This is a genomic window from Fervidicoccus fontis Kam940 (assembly GCF_000258425.1).
In the GTDB taxonomy this organism is placed as follows: domain Archaea; phylum Thermoproteota; class Thermoprotei_A; order Sulfolobales; family Fervidicoccaceae; genus Fervidicoccus; species Fervidicoccus fontis.
This window is the reverse complement of sequence record NC_017461.1, coordinates 1,113,064-1,130,428: the sequence shown is the minus strand read 5'-3', so window position 1 is coordinate 1,130,428 and position 17,365 is coordinate 1,113,064. Positions and strand designations below refer to the sequence as shown.

The following is a 17,365-nucleotide window of genomic DNA, read 5'->3' as shown; positions in this document are numbered from 1 at the left end:
TACTATAATATTTGAAATATTTAATTTTAAAAATATTTTTTTACTATTTCACTCATTGACCTTATAAAATACTCTATCTCACTTTCAGTGTTATATAAATAAAAACTCGCCCTAATAGTTCCTTCATTCGCTCCTATTGCATAGTGGTACGGGTGAGCACAGTGAAGCCCTGTTCTTACTGCAATAGCATAAAAATCATTGAGTACACTCCCTACTATATGTGGGTTTGCACCATCTATATTAAAAGCCAAAGTTCCAGTCGACTCGCTCTTGAGATCTTTCGGATATAATTTAATTTTTTCAACTTCGCTTAAGCCTTTTCTAGCCTTCATTAGCAACATTCTTTCATGCTGAATAATGTTATCTTTTCCGACCTTTTCAAGATATTTGACAGCCTCCATTAATCCTACAGCCGCAGATACGTTTGGAGTACCAGCTTCAAATTTATATGGAGGCTCGTCGTACATTACGCTCTCCAAAGTCACGTCCTTTATAGTCCCTCCCCCAACTATAAATGGATCAATTTCTCTAAGCATCTCTAATTTTCCATATAATACTCCAATTCCAAGTGGGCCCAGCATCTTGTGTCCGCTAAACACGATGAAATCCGCTCCAAGCTTTTTGACGTCAATACTTAAATGAGGAATACTTTGAGCAACGTCAGCGAAAACGGTTATTCCGTACTTTTTCGCTTCTTTACTAATATTTTCTATTGGATTTATTATCCCTGTGACGTTGCTTGCATGAGTTATAGCGAGTACAGATGTCTTTTCATCTAGCTTATTAATTAACCTTTTAACGTCAATGTAACCATCTTTGTCAACTCTCGCATATTCTACTCTTGCCCCAAATATCTTTGCTGCATTTCTCCATGGTAGCATATTGCTATGATGCTCCATTTCAGTGATCACTATCTTATCTCTACCTTCTTTTAACCCTCTCATCACTAAAGGATATGCCATTAGGTTAACAGCATAAGAAGTATTTAAAGAGAAAATTATTTCTTGCCATGAATCTGCATTAATGTGCTTTGCTACTATCTCATGAGCTTCTTCATAGAGCTCAGTTGATTTTTTACTCAAATAATGATGCCCTCTATGAACATTTGAGTTTAATTCTTCGTTATATTTTTTTATGGCATTTATAACTTGAATAGGTCTCTGTGATGTAGCCGCGTTATCAAAATAAACTATCTGTTTTCCCCTCACTTCTTGCTTTAAAATTGGAAAGTCCTCCCTAATTTGCTCTACATCTAATCCCAATTTTTTCCCCTTCTATGGAAGTTAAGAATTTTAACTTGTATTATTATTGTACCTTTTTATAAAAAAATTTTATTATTTATTTGAAAATTAGATGAAAGGCACGTACTGACCGAACATTTTGAGATGGGAAGGCACTGCACTTCCAGCTATGTATGCTGCCGCTAGTCCTCCGAGTATTAAAAGCAAAGCTTCTATATATAGCAAAGGCTTGTTGACTTTTCCAGAATCGATGCCAAAAGAAACGAAATAGAACACTATTGATGATAATCCTACTAGAGCATAGAGGGCGAACATTCCTGCTGGCTCTTTCGTCATTCCTAAGCTATATCCGGAATATCCGTAGAATATAGTTATGACGCCATATATCAAAGCGAGAAAACCGATGTATTCCAGTTTCGTGTCATGCTTAATGCACAATGCTATTGCAATTAATCCTACGCCAAGCACTGCATACATATCATAAAATAGTATGTCATAGCTTCCTGGCAACGGCCATATGAAGTATCCATATAGTCCGCTAAAAAAGACATACACTCCCATTGCAAGTAGTGGAGCATACAATCCTTTCAATACTGTCTTTATATCTTGGCCCATTGCCATCCTTAACATAGCATATGCTACAAGAATCGTTGATCCTGTTATTCCAAACAACTGAGCAGTTAGTGGGTCTGTATATGTTATCGCCATTACTTACACCTCAATAATGATACCTCAATAATGATATTAGTAATATTTAATTAGGAAAAATAATATTTAAATATTTTTTATTTTATATATATAATAAATAATTTATTTTAATTTATTTTCTTTATTTTCATTTAAAAATTAAAAATCTTAATAATTGTTAATAATTAAAAATATACATAGATGAAAATAGCATAAACTTTTAATTCTTAACAATTAAAGAATAAATAATCTTATTTGCAAAAAAACATTCTGGTGAAAAGAAGTTGATTGTCAACAATGATTATGATGTTATAATTGCAGGTTCAGGACCGAGCGGATCCACTCTTGCTTATTTTTTATCACAAAAAAAGAGCTATAAGGTAGCTGTCTTTGACTCAAGAAGCTGGGAAGACCTATGGGGTAAGCCTTGCGGAAATGCTATTGGTAAGCATCACTTTTTCGAGCTTGGAATTCCAGAACCCCAAGGAGATGAAATAAAACAAACTGTGACAGGAATCAGTATAATCAGTCCTAGTGAACATGTAGAATTTAGAATTTATGGTGAAGGGTACATCATTGATAGGAAAAAGTTCGGCACTAGACTTCTTAAGACAGCAGTTGATAACGGAGTAGAATTTTATCCAAGAACGCAAGTTTTGGGTCCAGTTTTTGAAAACGCAAAACTTGCTGGAATAAAGGTAAAAATCAATGATAAAATTGAAGAATTCAAGGGAAAAATTATAGTTGATGCTACTGGAACTGCTGGAGTGATAAGAAGATACCTGCCAAAGGAATGGCCCGTTTCTGAAGAACTGGATCCCAAAGACTCAGATATAGCATATAGAGAAATAGTCAAGCTTAATTATGAGATAAAGGAGCCCAGTATATTGAAAATATACCTGAATCAGAAAGTTTCTCCAGGGGGTTATTGGTGGTATTTCCCAGAGGGAATAGACAGCGCAAACATAGGACTTGGCGTTCAGGGCGGTATGGGATATCCAAATCCAAAACTAATATACGAAAATTTATTGAGCAAAAGACCTGAGATAAGGAGCAAAAAAGAAGTAATCTCTTCAGGCGGGGCACAAGTACCAACAAGAAGACCCTTAGATTCCTTAGTTTGGGACAATTTCATAGCCATCGGCGATTCTGCGTTTGCAGTCAATCCTGTCCACGGTGGCGGAATGGGTTATGCTATGATATCCGCATATTGGGCATCAAAAGGAATAGAAAATGCATTTGAAAAAGGAGAGCCTAACAGGTTCAACTTATGGATCACAAATGTTGGGTACATGAAGATGATAGGAACAAAGCAGGCATCTCTTGAGCTTACAAGAATGTTCCTTCAAAGGCTCAGTGACGAGGAGCTCGATTTCATCATGGAGAAGAAAATTGTTGACGAAAATGATGTGGACATTCTCGGAAGAAAAGGAGAGTTAAATGAATCCGCTATAGAAAAGTCAGTGAAGATAGTGAGCGATTTCTTTAAGATTTTAAAAATGACTTCGAAGCCGTCTCTACTTTTAAAGCTGAGGACACTTTCGACATTTATGAATAAAATGAAAAACGCATATAATGAATACCCAGAAACTCCTTACGGCTTGTCAAGGTGGAAGGAAAACGTTGCAGAAATTCTTAAGAACTTTAAAGCAGAAATAAAAGCTTAATTTTTATTCCATTTTTCACTTAAATACTTATAAGCTGAATATGCTGCAACAGCACCCTGCACTGTCGCCGTAATTATTTGTCTAAATCCCTTCCACATGTTGGTGCAATCTCCAGCAGCGAAAACTCCTTCTACATTTGTTGACATATATTCATTGACCTTTATGAATCCGTTCTCATCGAGCTCGATGCCGATGCTTCTAGGTAATTCTATGTCAGGCTCAAATCCTATTTCAATGAATATTCCGTTAACTTGAAGTTCTCTTTCTTCTCCGCTAACTACATTCTTTATTTTAACTGAGTTTACTTTCTTATCTCCTTTAATTTCTTTTACTATACTGTTGTAAACTATTTCTATATTCTTTCGGGACTTTACTGCATTTACTAATATCGGCTGTCCCCTGAACTGATCTCTTCTATGTATTAAGTAAACCTTTTTAGCATATTCGCTCAAAAGTAGTGCACCTTCCAAAGCAGAGTCTCCTCCGCCAACAATAGCTACTGCAGCTGCATCCTTAAAAAATGCGGCGTCGCATATGCTACAATAGCTGACTCCTTTTCCTGCAAATTCATTTTCTCCCGGCACATTAAGTTTTCTCCTTTTAAGCCCTATAGCTAAAACGATTGACTTAGCTTTTATTTCTTTGCCATTTACAGTTCTAATAATAAAGTAGCTACCCTCTTTTTTTATACTATTAACTCTGTCTAGGTTGAATTCCACATCGTATTCTTCTACATGTTTCTTAAATCTCGAGATTAGATCTGTTGCTGTAATCTTTGGAAAACCGAGATAATTTTCAACTATATTTGTAAGATTTAATTGCCCACCAATCGTATCTCCTATTATTATCGTCTTCATCCTATACCTCGCAGAATATAATCCACACGATAATGAAGCTGGACCTGAACCTATTATTGCTACATCATATTCTGTGGACTGTTCCTTCGGCTTTTTAACTTGTAGCCTCAATGACATTTAAATCACCATTTTATTGATGTTTTTAAAAAAATTATTATCTTTGCGTATGTATGTTTTTCATTTTTTCATAATTAGTTCTAAGTATGTAAGAGGTTCAATTTTTTCTTTGAGATTGAAAGACTCGAGAAAGATTTGTATAGATTTTTCGTTTTTGCCTATTTGCTCGAGCTCAATATATTTTCCTAGATCCTTCACATTATCTATCATGAGGTAAAAACCCTTACACTCATATATCTCCCTATCTTTTTCTATATTACAAAGGACCCTGTACCTATTTCTTAAGAAAAATGATATTACGTCATTTGGGCTCGCTTTAACCTCAAATTCTATTTCTTCCCTTTTTTTGAAATCTGTGTCTTTATTTCTTTTGCCTTTATATGTTATTTTTACTTTTTCAATACCGGCAGTACTTTCAATTCTAATCCTTACTGCCTCATCTGTTTTAGAAAAATCGATGCAAGGATGGATCAGATATATGTCATTTATGGATACTTTTTCTCTAAATATGCAACTACTTTCTGCAAAATCCCTGATCCTCTTTTCATCGTTGTCATCAATTTTTATTTTTACTTCAGTTTCTATCATATTGTTACCTTCAGCAATTCTCTTTATGAAAGATCCATTTTCATTTCTTTTCCTCCCCATACTGCTTTAAGCTTGACATACTTCTTTATACCGCTCGTCGCTATCTTTGGATAAAGAACCTGCTCAACCTGGAACACTCCAGCTCTCTCCTTCATATAAATGGTTATTACAACTGGAGTCTCGTCTTCGGAAGAAATCGTCACTTTGTCTATGCTTAGAGCAGAAATAGCATGAATATCGTTTTTTCCTAACCTATAAGGGATCCTTGCTCTTCCTTCTGACATATCGGTGCCATCTCCAACCTTAACACAGCCAGCCTCAATAGTAAGTGCAGGAACAGTATAGCTTGTAGCATATATAGCATGAAGCACTTCTTCTCTCATTAATATAGCTTTCCTTTTATCGTTTGGAAATATTGAAGAAAGAATTCTATCTAGAATACTTGCGGACATAAGCATTCCTATAAACTCGTGATTTATTCTGTGAATACTATTTCCAATATCATGAAAAAGCGAACCTAAAAGGACCACCAGCTTTGCTTCTTCTGTCTTCTGAAAAATACCGTCTTTTATAGTAGTAGGCTCAATGCCGGCGGAGAATATTCTGTCGAATATTTCTAAGCTAGAGCCTGAAACTATTTTTGCATGTGTAGGACCGTGGTCGTTATATTTCAATCTTTTAACTGCCATTACATTACTATGCTCTAATAAAACCTGAAGCTCCTCGTCGCGCAATGCTATTTCGTACGCCTTTTTTAAAAATGGTTCCTTAGAAAGTTGCTTCTCTAAAAGCTGGGGAGAAACTACAACTTCTTCTCTTTGCAACATATGTACCTCCAATTTGAAACATTTTTTACGGAATGTATTATATTAGGAATGCAAGCTATTTATAAATTACCAATTATGTCTTATTTCTAAAAGCTTAAAGGAAAACTCATGTTTTTAAAGAAAAGAAAATTAAAGGAATTAATTACAAAATTAAAATGCCTGAACGAATTTTTCACTAATAGTAGCTCTAATGGGTGGAGCGCTTGGAAAACAACGGCAGTAGCAATATTATAGAAGAGAAAAGATGGGATATAAAAAAGGAGAACGAGATCATTGAAAGGTGGAAAAAGGAGAACATAGGAAAATTCAGGAAGGAGGATTTAGGAAGGAAGCCAACTCTTGTAATTGATACCCCACCTCCATATCCTAGCGGAAAATGGCACGTCGCTGGGGCAGCGCATTACGTCCATCATGACATGATTGCAAGGTTTTTCAGAATGATTGGTTATAATGTTCTTCTTCCTTTTTATGCTGATAGAAACGGCTTGCCTGTTGAAGTGAGTGTTGAAAAGAAAACAGGAATAAATCCTCATGAAGTTTCCTCCACACCAGAAGGAAGGGAGAAGTTTTTAGCGCTTTGCAAAAAGGAGCTTGATTCTATAGAGGAAGAAATGGTAAAGCTACTAGAAAGGCTTGGATGCAGCTACGATTATTGGAAAAACGGAACTGACAGCGAAGAATATAGAAAGCTCACCCAAGCAACATTCAGGGAGCTTTGGAAGAAGGGATTGATTTATGTAGCAGAAAGGCCTGTAAATTGGTGTCCAAGATGCAAAACCACCTTAAGCGATGCAGAACTTGAATATAAAGAGCTCGAAACATACTTATACTATATTAAATTTAAAATAAGGGAAACTAACGATTACGTGACAGTTGCAACTACAAGGCCAGAGCTACTTTCCTCATGCAAGGCTTTAATTTACCATCCATCTGATCCTCGCTATTCAGGGCTCGAGGGAAAAACAGCCATTTCGCCAATCTATGAAAAAGAATTAAAAATTTACAAGAATGAAAACGCTGACCCGAACTTTGGTACCGGGCTTGTCATGATATGTAGCTACGGAGATGAAGATGATATAAAGATGTTTAGAGAGCTCGGTTTAGAGCCTGAAATTGTGGTCGACAGGGATGGTAGACTAAATGAAAAAGCAGGATTTCTAAAGGGGATGAAAACGCATGAAGCTAGAACTAAAATTGCTGAAGAGCTGGAAAAGAGAGGTCTGATGGTAAAAAAAGAAAAACTTATGCACAAGGTACCAGTCTGCTGGAGATGCGGAACTCCAATAGAATTTATTCACGTTAGAGAATACTTTTTAAAGCAGATAGAATTTAAAGATAAGCTCTTAGAAGCTATTGATAAAATGAAGTTTTACCCTGAAATGCATAAGCAGAAGCTTATTGACTGGATCAACTCAATAAAGACTGATTGGCCCATCTCTAGAGATAGGTATTACGCTACAGAAATTCCTACATGGAGGTGCAAAAAATGCAATTCAATATTAGTACCAGAAGACTTTAAATACTATAGGCCATGGAAAGATGAACCGCCTTTTGAAAAATGCCCTGTCTGTGGCGCTGACAAGAGCTACTTAGAAGGAGAGAAAAAGGTATTTGATACGTGGTTCGATTCAAGCATATCTTCCCTATATATCACCGGGTACATGAGAGACAATGAATTATATGAAAAATTGAAGAACGATATTTTAAGACCTCAAGGATATGAGATCATTAGAACCTGGCTATACTATAGCATACTTAGAGTATATCAGCTGACAGGAAGACCTGCTTTCAAGTACGTTAGGATTACAGGTATGGGTCTAGACGAGAAAGGAGAAGCTATGCACAAGTCCAAGGGAAATGTAATAGACCCGTTTCCGGTAATTGAAAGCTATGGCGCTGATGCATTTAGATTTTGGGCTGCTTCAGCAGCTAAAGTAGGATATGACTACAGGTTTAATCCAAACCTCTTAAAAACAGGTCTTCTATTTACTACAAAACTTTGGAATATCTCAAGGTTCATATCTAGGTTTCCAGATCCTGGAAAGGAAAAAGCTGGAAAGAATACAATTGATAAAGCAATTTTAGAATATACAAAAATGACACTTAGGAAGTATATAAGTAGCTTCAAAGAAATGGATACTTATGAACCTTCTAACTTAGTCTACAGCTTTACTTGGGATATATTTGCAAGCAATTATATAGAACTAGTGAAGCAGAGGGCATATAATTTAAACAATGAATGGAGCAAAGAAGATCAGGAATCTGCTTGGGCCACATTGCATTTAGTATTAAGAACAATCCTGCTAATGACTGCCCCAATAATGCCATTTATTTCTGATGAGATTTGGAGGCTTATGAAAAATTGCGGAAGCATACATCAAGCATCATTAACTCAAGAAATTAATGCGGAGGAAGGCATTAATGATAAATTAACACAAATAATCGATTTGATGGTTAAAGTTAATAGTGATATATGGAAGTATAAAAAACAGAATGGACTGAAGTTCTCAGATGAGATAGCAAAAGTTGTCTACATTCCGCAAGAATTAAAAGAAGCAGAAAAAGACTTGAAGGCTTTGCATAAATTAAAATACATATCATACGAGTACCCTCCTCCGGGGGAAGGTGCTATAAAGCTAGACAACATTGTCTATATAGAAAAGTAATAAATCCTAAAGGAAAATTTTTATATCGTTCAACAATTTTTGTCTAAGAAAATGCTCACTTCTTCTTTTACTTTCATTAAAAGCTGAGGATCGAGGGGAAGACTTCTAGAAAAGTGTACGCTTATCGCCTGAGTAATATCGTGTTCTGAATCAACTAAAACTTCTAGGCTTACGGCCGAATTTATTGCTTCCACTTTTAACTCACAACTAAATAATGAAAGTTTTCCCTCTGTTGAAGATATTTCTTTACATTCTAAATTTTTAAGCACTTTACATTGCTTGAAGATATCAATAAAGTATACATAAGTATTGAGTTCTGGAGAAAAAACTTCTGTAACCCTTTCGTAGTTATTTAGCCATATACTCCTTGTTGGCATAACTTTCAACCGGGTTTCTCTGAGAAGAGAACTAGCTGACCGTGGCAGTATGGGCATCTGTAGTGCAGGACCTTTGCATCTGATTCGCAGAAGTAAGCATCATATTTTTTCTCACAGTTAGGGCACTTATAAACAATGTTCCTCGTTACATCAAGATGTTTGCCACAGATCCTGCACTTTTTCATAACCCATCCTAAATGTCCGTGAGTGTTAATTCCTTTGACCTTTCCTACTGACACACTAACTCACCTTTTATTAAAAGTCAACTCTTTTCTCTTGTTATTTAAGCTTATAAATTTTTCAAAAACATATTTAAAAGGAGTGGTTGATTATGATAAAAATAGTGGGAGGAGGACCCTCTGGCATTTCATTTGCAATAAGCTACCTTATCAACAGTAGAAAAGATGAAAAAATAAAAGTATATGATGGAGAGAGAAATTATGAGAAGCCATGCGGAGAGGCGCTTCTGAACTTAAACATGAATATCTATTATGTTGAACCAGAAATATTGCACGAAATAAAAGACTTCTACATTTACGACGGAGAAAATTTAATAGAAGAAAGACATTACTCCTCAGGAAAATGGTTCATCATAGATAAAAGGAAGTGGATTGAAGAGCACAGAAGGTATGCAGAAAAAAGCGGTATACTGCTTTCTTACGAAAAAGTAAATCCATTTAAAGAAAAAAATGGTAGCGAGGATCTAGTTATAGATGCTACTGGTCCATTTTCATTCAATAAGTTGAGGAAAATACCTATAGCTAGAGCGATTATTTCCTCAGATCTTTCTCTTGAAAGTGAAGTAAAACTGATTTTTGACGCAGAAAATATAGGATTCTACTGGGTTTTTCCCAGTGCTGGAAAATTAATAAACGTTGGATATGGGTCTTTGCTGATAAAGAACCCTACAAGCAAGCTAATGGAGTTTATGAATAAAAAATTTAGAAACTTAAGAATTTTGAACATAAAGACATCGCTAATAACTCTTCAATATCGAGCTAAGCCCATATATACTTTTGGCTATACGATTGGAGAAGCTAACGGAACAGTCTTTTCTCTAACTGGAGAAGGAATAAGACCTTCATATGTTCAGTCCTCACTATTGGGAAAATTTCTGATCGAATTGAGGGACTTCAATAAAGCTTACAACACTGTAATAAACCACGCAGACTTCAAAGAGCTTTCCGATCAACTTAAACTACAATATAATCTCTTAACAATATACCAAAAGCTCCCTTTATCAATGAGAAGAAGTCTTCTGAGAAGAATTAAACATGCTATTGACGATTATATTACCAAAAATGTAATTGACCCTAGGAAAGTGCTTTTCAAAATTTAAATACTATAAAATTCGGGAGAATAAATGAGGAGTTTTCGTTATACACTTTAGTGCATGTGTAATTTGCTTTAAAATAAAATCATTATTCCATAAGAGAGTTTAAACTTCCATCGCAATGAGAAATCTACCTAATGATCACAAAATCGTCAAATTCACCTCTATACTCCTCCCAGCTTACATCTACATTTTCTACCACAGCAGCAGGGGGGCCCTTCTTTACCTCATTTATTAGTTTAAACAGAGCGTCTTCTTCCCCTTCTGCGACTATCTCTACGCTGCCATCAATACAGTTCCTTACCCATCCTTTTACGTTCAATTCTTTTGCTACTTTCCTAGTAAAGGAGCGGAAAAAAACCCCTTGAACTATGCCGTAGACTTTTATGTGCACCCTAGCGAGACCAGGCATAAGAAAGAGAGCCCCCGCTCATGTCAATAAGTTTTATATCGTTAAGCACTCCGTAGTAAGAGTATCTCACTTCTAAAATTATCCCCTTATCGAGATCAACTGTTATTATTGAACCTGTTTGTGGGTCAAGAAACCTTTCACCTAAAATTTTAACTCCATTCAGCTCGTAATCTACAGTGCCGATTGGAACTAGAGAATTTAGTTGCAACCCTTCCATTGCATATCCGTTTCCCATCGGAAATGTGACGTTATTGTTATATTCTATCGTTCTAGGTGGAGGAGGGAACTGCGTTGTGTTTGCAACAATTACATTCACTGTATAGTTATAAGGAGGATATCTACTTACAACCGTTTCAATTCTAACATACTGTACTGAAAAATTACCAAAGCTGACGTTCATTAAATAATCAAGCTTAAGTCCAGGCTGCGAATACATAGGCTTTAAAGATGGAGTGTCTATTTCAGCATATACTATTGCGCCTATTAAGAATATTACAGCTAGTAGCCCACTTATTCCCAATATATAGAATATCTTTCTGCTTCTGTCATCTTCACTCAAGCAAGCCACCTTTCAAACTCAATATTTTTTATTTTTTTAATTATAAAGTTTTATAATATACTTATATCAATGAGTTGGAAAAAAATGGATGCAAACTGTATTATAGCAAGATTTGGAGAAATAGGCATAAAGGGAAAAATTACAAGGGGAAGAATGCAATCAATTTTAGCAAAGAATATCGAAAATGCTTTGAAATCTAATGGATTCGAAAGATCGATTGTAAGAGTTATCCCTGGCAGAGTTTTAGTAACAACTCCTGAGGATCCGAGGAAGGAGGCCGAGTTAATTTCTAGGGTTTTTGGGGTTACAAGCTCAAGCCCTGCTCTGATGGGCGAGTATAGAGATCTAGACGACTTGGTAGATAAGGTGAGCGAGGCTTCAATTGAAGATGTTAGGGGAAAAGTATTTATGGTTAGAGGGAGAAGGGCCGACGAAAATAGATTTACAAGCAAAGACATAGAAAGAAGGATAGGCGCGAAGCTTCAGGAAATGGGAGCTGGAAAAGTGAACTTGGAGTCCCCTGAAATATCCATATATGTAGAAGCTAGAAAGGGATTGTTTTTTGTATATAAAGATATCATAAATGGTGTTGGCGGTTTACCTTTAGGTAGCGAGTTGAAGATACTTTCTCTCGTTTCCGGAGGATTTGACTCGCCTGTTGCTGCATGGATGCTCATGAAGAGAGGCTCACCTGTTGATATACTGTTCTTTAACATAGGAGGGAAAGAACATAAAGAGTACTTCCTAGATGTTGCAAAGAAGCTTATATGCGGCTGGTCCTACGGTCCAAACCAGAATGTGTACATCGTAGAACATAGGTGGATATTCCCGTACCTGTTTAATTACTTCCCAGAAGGATATAGAACCGTCGCGCTTAAGGTATCTATGTATGTAGGGGCTGAAGCGCTCGCAAAGTCGCTTGGGATAAAAGCCATTTCAACAGGAGAAAACCTAGCACAAGTTTCAAGCCAAACTGTTCATAACCTTGCAGTTACAGAGAGCTTTATCGATATTCCAGTATTTAGGCCATTGATTGGCTTTGATAAAGAAGAAATAATAGAGCTATCAAAAAAAGTGGGAACTTATGAGGTGAGTAGTAGAGTCCCAGAATTTTGTGCTATTGCTTCTAGTAAAGCAAGTACCGCAGTGGATGGAAAAAAGCTTGAAACCTTTTTTGAAAAGTACTTGCCACTTAATGAAATTAAGCAAAACGTCTTAGATAACGTGAAAAAGATTGAAAAAAAGGATCTCTGTAGTAGCGGGCCCGTAGCCTAGCCAGGATAGGGCGCCGGCCTCCGGAGCCGGTGATCCGGGGTTCAAATCCCCGCGGGCCCGTGTACATTATTTACAAAAGTCTAAGATTTCTAACAAAAAACAATTAATTATTTATTGTTGCTAAATTTATTATTTACATAACAATATATTATTTAATAATGTAGTTACAGGTGTTTCTGATAAAAGATGAATTTGATTATGGCGAATTCATACCTGGGGACCTTCTTGATGAAAAAATATGAAAGTGAAAATAAACCGGGGAAAGGCCTGATTTCCAAGTAACAGAGACATAGTAGAAGCTGTAAAGAAGCCTCATTAATGGCCAAAGGACTTCATCCAGAGTAATTTCCTGAAATAGCTATAAGACTCCTAAAAGAAAATGTATTTGATATGAGTTCTGTCATAGTAAAAAGAATTTGGAGAGTTTATCAGAACCTAGTAGAAAGGGAATAATCCCAGATGTTCTTGAAATTGTATCCAAGAGAGAAAAGAATAAAGATATCTTTTAAATAAAGTAACAAAAGGAGTTATAGTTGATTCTTTGACCTTCTCGTTGCTATAAAAGATTAAAGTTCCCTAAAATCGGATATCAGTTTACACTTGTTTCAAGCTTACATCTTTAATCTGCATATAAGATAGGTAAATAGGGTATTTTCCCTAGCACTTCAATATGTTTTTAATATTTTGCTTTGACCTTTTGCGAACCTCCTGACAAAAGGAAATGCGTAGATTAAATAGAATAAATCTTTAAAGTTGTTTAAATCTTGATCTCATCATCATTCGTAACAGAAAGAAACTCAGGTAAAAAAATTTTAACCTACTAAAATCAAATTTAAGGTTAATCAGTTTATTAGGAGGTATCAAAAATGGCAGACTATTTAGAACAATTAAAAGAACAAATATCAGTAAAGCTAAATGCCGCAGGTATAAAGATATTGCCTAAGGAAAAGATGCTTAGACTAGTGAAGGACATGGAGATCATAATGACGATTACTGATAAGGGAGACTATATAGAACTATCATACAAAGGGCAGACATATAAATATGACAAGTGGTATAGCAAACCTGAACATCTTGCGCCGATAATTTTAAGGACTCTCAATGTACAGTAGATATAATCAGTGAACAGAATGGAAGGCTATACATTTATCTGCCCAAAATGCGGAAAGGAGTTCGAGGATGCGCCTAAAGATTGGAAATGTCCTTATTGTGGTTCTTCGCTAAACTTGGCCAAGAAGCCCAAGATATTTAGATATAGGATCATGGGAGAAGGAAATACGCCGCTTGTAAAGGAAAAGATAGGAGGAAAAGAACTCTTTTTTAAGCTTGAATATTTGAATCCCACAGGAAGCTTTAAAGATAGAGGAACATCAGCTACAGTGCAATACTTTTTGAAGAAAAAATGCTCATCTTTTATTGAAGACTCTTCTGGAAATACAGGAATAAGCACAGCTGTTTACGCAAGAAGGGTCAATAGAGAATCCTATATTTTTTCCCCAAAAACTATAGCTGAATCTAAGAAAAAACTTTTAAACCTTCTCGGTGCAAAGCTCACGATAACTGAGACAAGGGAGGAAGCCTTTAATCTTGCAGTAAAAATGGCAAAAAAATATGAAAATGCGTGCTACATAGGGCACATGGTAAATCCAATATTCAACTATGGAATGTCATTTTTAGTAGAAGAAGTGCTCAAGAAAACAATTGGCATAACTGACGTTATTGTTCCACTTGCTTCAGGAACTCTATTGCTTGGAATATTTGAGGGCTTTAAGAGAAATATCGATAAGAACGGAGGATTGCCTAAGATTTGGGCTGTTCAGCCGACTAGAACCGGCTATTTGAGGGGAAAAGTAAAAATTGTACATGAATCTCAAGGAAGAAGCGATTCTGCAGACGCGCTTGTTGTTAGCAATCCTGCAAGAATCAATGATATAATCAATGCAATAAATGAAACTAAAGGAGGAGGTATAATCGTAGATGATGAAGATATAAAAGAAGGAATGAGGAATCTCTACAGTAGAGGGTTTATTGTCGAGCCTTCGAGTTCGGTAGTGTGGAAGGCTTTTGAGTTACTTAACAGAGAAGAATTGATAGGTAGTAAAATTCTTATTCCATTAACGGGTTCAGGACTAAAGTATCTTCATTCAATTTGATCTTATATATGATAGCCTACAGATGACTCTAGGTTTTTATTGTAATAGCTGTTTAGCATTCTTTTTGCAATATCCTTTAATATGAGCATCAGATCGATTCTCCTTCTTCTCAACATCTTTGACATTTCACTCCAATCTTTTCCTTGCAATACTTTTGCTAAAAGTATTATTTTTTCTTCGTTATTCAACTCAACTAACTTTTCCATATCTCCAAGAAAGTAATATATTGCCAAATCTAAAAAGACATCACTTATAGCTTCATACGTCATTGGACCATAAACATATATCCATAATCTATCAACATCTATAGGATGAAGCTTAGGAATTTCAATTTCCATCTTTTCTATAGAATTCAATATCAATAATGCAAGGTCCTGCTCCATCTCCTTATATACATCCCGCATTCCCTTTACAATTTTCTTTCTCAAGTAAATTTGCCCTTCTCTTGTGATTTTTTCAGCAATATGGTTTATCGGTCTTATAACAATCACTGTATATTCTCCACTGATCGGATTTTTGTCCGGACTAATATGAACAGGTATAAACTTGTTTTTTATCCAAAAGTTCAAGAGACTGTAATTGGCGCCAAATCCGCTCCCAATCCAGTCAAACGATTTCTGTCTTGCTTCTTCATAAAGCCTTTCTAATGCAAAAGACCCTATTCCTAAGTTTTGAACTTCAGGATGTGTTGCGATTCTCACAATTCTATATCCTCTCAGCCATCCCATTTCCCATATTCTTAAATGTTTTATAATTCTATCCGGGATTATGTTTCCCTGTATTTTGTTTCCTCTAAGCAAAGTATCAACTGTTTGCGAATCCAACCCTCCCTCAACTGCAATTTGAAGAGAACATACAATCTTATTTGTCCCCTTTATCATAACAGCCCTTATCATATGATGTGGCGCGTCTGCCATCATTGCTAAGTCGTCTGGCTGATTTCTGTAATGAGCTAAAACGAATATACCAAAGAGTTGCCTCAGTAGTTCTTCATTTTCTTTCTTAAATAACTCAGCAGGATCTAAATATACATATTCAAGCTCTTGGTTCTTTATTTTTGTCAGATCGTCGTCACTAAGGTCCGTAGGTTCCGCATCCAAAAGTAGCGCTCTGTAGAGCCACTTTTCTATAGGATCTCCTTCTCCATATCGTATTGGGGTTTTCATCTCACATGTACTTAATTCTACATTAGGGTCTTTTCTTAAGCTTCCTAAAAATCTGACAGAAAATCCCCTTCCTGCGCCTTCATATCCATGTATGGTCGCTGAAAAGATAAGCCTTTTGTGTGTTTTTAATATTTTCAGTAGAAGCGGCACTGAAATTCCAGAAGCCTCATCTACTACAACCACATCGCCCTTTATCTTTGGAATATTTATTGGCTCCCAATACTCTATACTAAAATTTTGCCCTTGTATTTCTATTATCATTCCGCCCTTCTTCAACAGTTTCACGTTTAAGCCTATTGATTTTGCTGAAAGATATGCCAAGTCAAAAAGAGATTGAACGTTTGTGATTTCTGGTGCCGTCACTAATATTCTGACTTTGTGCTTAAACTGACTCATATGATTAGCAAGAGCTATTACCCCAATTCCTAGTACGGAAGATTTTCCTCTCCCTCTGTTAGATGTAATTACAAGTACCTTTTTCTTTTTCGTCTTCCCTAGAAGTTCTTCCATAACTTCTAAAACCTTTTGTTGATCTTCAGTTAAGGCTAGCGAATATAATCTTTCGTCAAATATGTGTTTTTCTTTGAGCCCCTTTTCTCTCACTACTTCGGACTTCTTTTCTTCTCCTTTTACCCTCTGTACATAGAATTTCTTAACGAGCTGGTCTTTTTCTGCATCATAAACATAAGTGCTGTCTGAGTCTAATATGGTTTCTTTGAACCATCTTATAAATATATGTCTAGGCTCATTAAATCCTGGTACTACAAGCTTTTGCTTGAATGCCGTCATCCATCTGTCCCACTTTTCTAAATCGGGCGTTAGGAAAATAATGAGACCTCCACCGTTTACTATTTCTACAAGCTTTCCAATATCGTTAGGTCTTAAGTCGTTAGTTAGGTCTAAAATAAGGACGTCATAGCTTGTTCCTAAATATCTGTCACTTTTTTCATAGACGTCAATATTTCTTTCAATATTTTGTAGTTTTTTTCTGGCCATTTTCATAAATTGTCTAAAAGTCTCCTTCCTAATTCTGGCTTCTTCATACTCATCATGATACATATAAAGTAACTTTAACTTTTTTCCGCCTCTAAGCCTCGATAGTTCAAGCAGATAATGATAAGTAATATACCCGCTTATGAACCCCTGTTTCTTTTCATCACCGCCAGAAACGACAACCAGTCTTCTATATTTCAGTTTTACGTATTTTTCAGTATTATCTCTCAATCTTCTTGCAAACTTTTTAATCTCGTGCGGAGGTTCTTTTCCTATAGTTTTTATGTAGTCAGAAGCTATAGCTTCTATTTCTTCTCTCTTCATAGTCGTAGATACCACCTTTTTAAGCTAAGATATCTCTCGTAAAGCAATACTTTGAAGTTTTGCTATTAGTGACTCAAACATTATATGAACATTCATCATTTATGCAATATAGAGGTAGAGCTG

General features: G+C 35.9%; 16 protein-coding genes and 1 tRNA gene. 7 read left to right on the top strand and 10 right to left on the bottom strand.

What is annotated here, in order from left to right:
• Nucleotides 1-26 precede the first annotated feature (26 nt).
• Together FFONT_RS05880 and FFONT_RS05875 are read right to left on the bottom strand one after the other, a co-directional pair.
• A complete protein-coding gene (locus FFONT_RS05880; RefSeq protein ID WP_014558319.1) occupies nucleotides 27-1,262 on the bottom strand; it encodes an aminotransferase class V-fold PLP-dependent enzyme in 1,236 nt (411 codons plus the stop codon).
• A gap of 87 nt (nucleotides 1,263-1,349) precedes the next feature.
• Nucleotides 1,350-1,949: a DUF981 family protein gene (locus tag FFONT_RS05875; protein WP_014558318.1), complete on the bottom strand. Its 600-nt coding sequence runs from the start codon at nucleotides 1,947-1,949 to the stop codon at nucleotides 1,350-1,352.
• Between the two features lie 263 nt (nucleotides 1,950-2,212).
• On the opposite strand from FFONT_RS05875, the gene FFONT_RS05870 reads away from it, so the two are divergent.
• Complete coding sequence (locus tag FFONT_RS05870; RefSeq protein ID WP_014558317.1) at nucleotides 2,213-3,595, top strand: digeranylgeranylglycerophospholipid reductase; 1,383 nt, start codon at nucleotides 2,213-2,215, stop codon at nucleotides 3,593-3,595.
• Here the strand turns inward: FFONT_RS05870 and trxB are convergent.
• The 3 genes from trxB to FFONT_RS05855 are packed head-to-tail and all read right to left on the bottom strand — an operon-like array spanning nucleotide 3,592 to nucleotide 5,984.
• Nucleotides 3,592-4,569, bottom strand: coding sequence for a thioredoxin-disulfide reductase (trxB, locus tag FFONT_RS05865; protein ID WP_014558316.1), 978 nt, complete (start codon nucleotides 4,567-4,569; stop codon nucleotides 3,592-3,594). The two genes, FFONT_RS05870 and trxB, sit on opposite strands and share 4 nt — an antisense overlap.
• A gap of 60 nt (nucleotides 4,570-4,629) precedes the next feature.
• Nucleotides 4,630-5,157 carry a class IV adenylate cyclase gene (gene cyaB / locus FFONT_RS05860; protein WP_014558315.1) on the bottom strand — a complete coding sequence of 176 codons (528 nt, stop codon included), beginning with the start codon at nucleotides 5,155-5,157 and terminating at the stop codon, nucleotides 4,630-4,632.
• Between the two features lie 23 nt (nucleotides 5,158-5,180).
• Nucleotides 5,181-5,984, bottom strand: coding sequence for a phosphohydrolase (locus tag FFONT_RS05855; protein WP_014558314.1), 804 nt, complete (start codon nucleotides 5,982-5,984; stop codon nucleotides 5,181-5,183).
• A 203-nt stretch (nucleotides 5,985-6,187) separates the two neighbouring features.
• Here FFONT_RS05855 and FFONT_RS05850 point away from each other — a divergent pair, with 203 nt between their 5' ends.
• Complete coding sequence (locus FFONT_RS05850; protein ID WP_014558313.1) at nucleotides 6,188-8,650, top strand: valine--tRNA ligase; 2,463 nt, start codon at nucleotides 6,188-6,190, stop codon at nucleotides 8,648-8,650.
• A 29-nt stretch (nucleotides 8,651-8,679) separates the two neighbouring features.
• On the opposite strand, the gene FFONT_RS05845 is transcribed toward FFONT_RS05850, so the two are convergent.
• Together FFONT_RS05845 and FFONT_RS05840 are read right to left on the bottom strand one after the other, a co-directional pair.
• Nucleotides 8,680-9,027 carry a hypothetical protein gene (locus FFONT_RS05845; protein ID WP_014558312.1) on the bottom strand — a complete coding sequence of 116 codons (348 nt, stop codon included), beginning with the start codon at nucleotides 9,025-9,027 and terminating at the stop codon, nucleotides 8,680-8,682.
• Between the two features lie 5 nt (nucleotides 9,028-9,032).
• Nucleotides 9,033-9,212, bottom strand: a complete 180-nt coding sequence (locus tag FFONT_RS05840) for a hypothetical protein (RefSeq protein WP_409335739.1) — start codon at nucleotides 9,210-9,212, stop codon at nucleotides 9,033-9,035.
• A 146-nt stretch (nucleotides 9,213-9,358) separates the two neighbouring features.
• On the opposite strand from FFONT_RS05840, the gene FFONT_RS05835 reads away from it, so the two are divergent.
• Nucleotides 9,359-10,366 (top strand): NAD(P)/FAD-dependent oxidoreductase, encoded by a 1,008-nt coding sequence (locus FFONT_RS05835; RefSeq protein WP_014558311.1) that lies wholly within the window; start codon nucleotides 9,359-9,361, stop codon nucleotides 10,364-10,366.
• Nucleotides 10,367-10,490: 124 nt separating this feature from the next.
• Here FFONT_RS05835 and FFONT_RS05830 read toward each other — a convergent pair whose 3' ends face one another.
• Together FFONT_RS05830 and FFONT_RS05825 are read right to left on the bottom strand one after the other, a co-directional pair.
• On the bottom strand, nucleotides 10,491-10,772 hold the full coding sequence (locus FFONT_RS05830; RefSeq protein ID WP_148683733.1) for an acylphosphatase: 282 nt from the start codon (nucleotides 10,770-10,772) through the stop codon (nucleotides 10,491-10,493).
• Nucleotides 10,756-11,331 (bottom strand): hypothetical protein, encoded by a 576-nt coding sequence (locus FFONT_RS05825; protein ID WP_148683732.1) that lies wholly within the window; start codon nucleotides 11,329-11,331, stop codon nucleotides 10,756-10,758. The genes FFONT_RS05830 and FFONT_RS05825 overlap by 17 nt, the downstream gene beginning before the upstream one ends.
• A gap of 84 nt (nucleotides 11,332-11,415) precedes the next feature.
• Between FFONT_RS05825 and thiI the strand changes: the two genes are divergently transcribed.
• From thiI to FFONT_RS05805, 4 genes are all read left to right on the top strand, one after another.
• Nucleotides 11,416-12,606, top strand: coding sequence for a tRNA uracil 4-sulfurtransferase ThiI (gene thiI, locus FFONT_RS05820; RefSeq protein WP_158308326.1), 1,191 nt, complete (start codon nucleotides 11,416-11,418; stop codon nucleotides 12,604-12,606).
• Nucleotides 12,592-12,666 (top strand) — tRNA-Arg (locus FFONT_RS05815). The genes thiI and FFONT_RS05815 overlap by 15 nt, the downstream gene beginning before the upstream one ends.
• Nucleotides 12,667-13,472: 806 nt before the next feature.
• On the top strand, nucleotides 13,473-13,718 hold the full coding sequence (locus tag FFONT_RS05810) for a hypothetical protein (RefSeq protein WP_014558307.1): 246 nt from the start codon (nucleotides 13,473-13,475) through the stop codon (nucleotides 13,716-13,718).
• A gap of 18 nt (nucleotides 13,719-13,736) precedes the next feature.
• Entirely contained in the window at nucleotides 13,737-14,759 is a 1,023-nt protein-coding gene (locus FFONT_RS05805) for a threonine synthase (protein WP_014558306.1), read from the top strand.
• Nucleotides 14,760-14,761: 2 nt separating this feature from the next.
• Here FFONT_RS05805 and FFONT_RS05800 read toward each other — a convergent pair whose 3' ends face one another.
• A complete protein-coding gene (locus FFONT_RS05800; protein WP_014558305.1) occupies nucleotides 14,762-17,242 on the bottom strand; it encodes a tRNA(Met) cytidine acetyltransferase TmcA in 2,481 nt (826 codons plus the stop codon).
• Nucleotides 17,243-17,365 lie beyond the last annotated feature (123 nt).

Bases quoted from the DNA above. Each gene is read 5' to 3' on its own strand.
- FFONT_RS05875 (WP_014558318.1), bottom strand. From the start codon at position 1,949: ATGGCGATAACATATACAGACCCACTAACTGCTCAGTTGTTTGGAATA.
- trxB (WP_014558316.1), bottom strand. From the start codon at position 4,569: ATGTCATTGAGGCTACAAGTTAAAAAGCCGAAGGAACAGTCCACAGAA.
- cyaB (WP_014558315.1), bottom strand. From the start codon at position 5,157: ATGATAGAAACTGAAGTAAAAATAAAAATTGATGACAACGATGAAAAG.
- FFONT_RS05855 (WP_014558314.1), bottom strand. From the start codon at position 5,984: ATGTTGCAAAGAGAAGAAGTTGTAGTTTCTCCCCAGCTTTTAGAGAAG.
- FFONT_RS05845 (WP_014558312.1), bottom strand. From the start codon at position 9,027: ATGCCAACAAGGAGTATATGGCTAAATAACTACGAAAGGGTTACAGAA.
- FFONT_RS05840 (WP_409335739.1), bottom strand. From the start codon at position 9,212: ATGAAAAAGTGCAGGATCTGTGGCAAACATCTTGATGTAACGAGGAAC.
- FFONT_RS05835 (WP_014558311.1), top strand. From the start codon at position 9,359: ATGATAAAAATAGTGGGAGGAGGACCCTCTGGCATTTCATTTGCAATA.
- FFONT_RS05830 (WP_148683733.1), bottom strand. From the start codon at position 10,772: ATGCCTGGTCTCGCTAGGGTGCACATAAAAGTCTACGGCATAGTTCAA.
- thiI (WP_158308326.1), top strand. From the start codon at position 11,416: ATGGATGCAAACTGTATTATAGCAAGATTTGGAGAAATAGGCATAAAG.
- FFONT_RS05810 (WP_014558307.1), top strand. From the start codon at position 13,473: ATGGCAGACTATTTAGAACAATTAAAAGAACAAATATCAGTAAAGCTA.
- FFONT_RS05805 (WP_014558306.1), top strand. From the start codon at position 13,737: ATGGAAGGCTATACATTTATCTGCCCAAAATGCGGAAAGGAGTTCGAG.
- FFONT_RS05800 (WP_014558305.1), bottom strand. From the start codon at position 17,242: ATGAAGAGAGAAGAAATAGAAGCTATAGCTTCTGACTACATAAAAACT.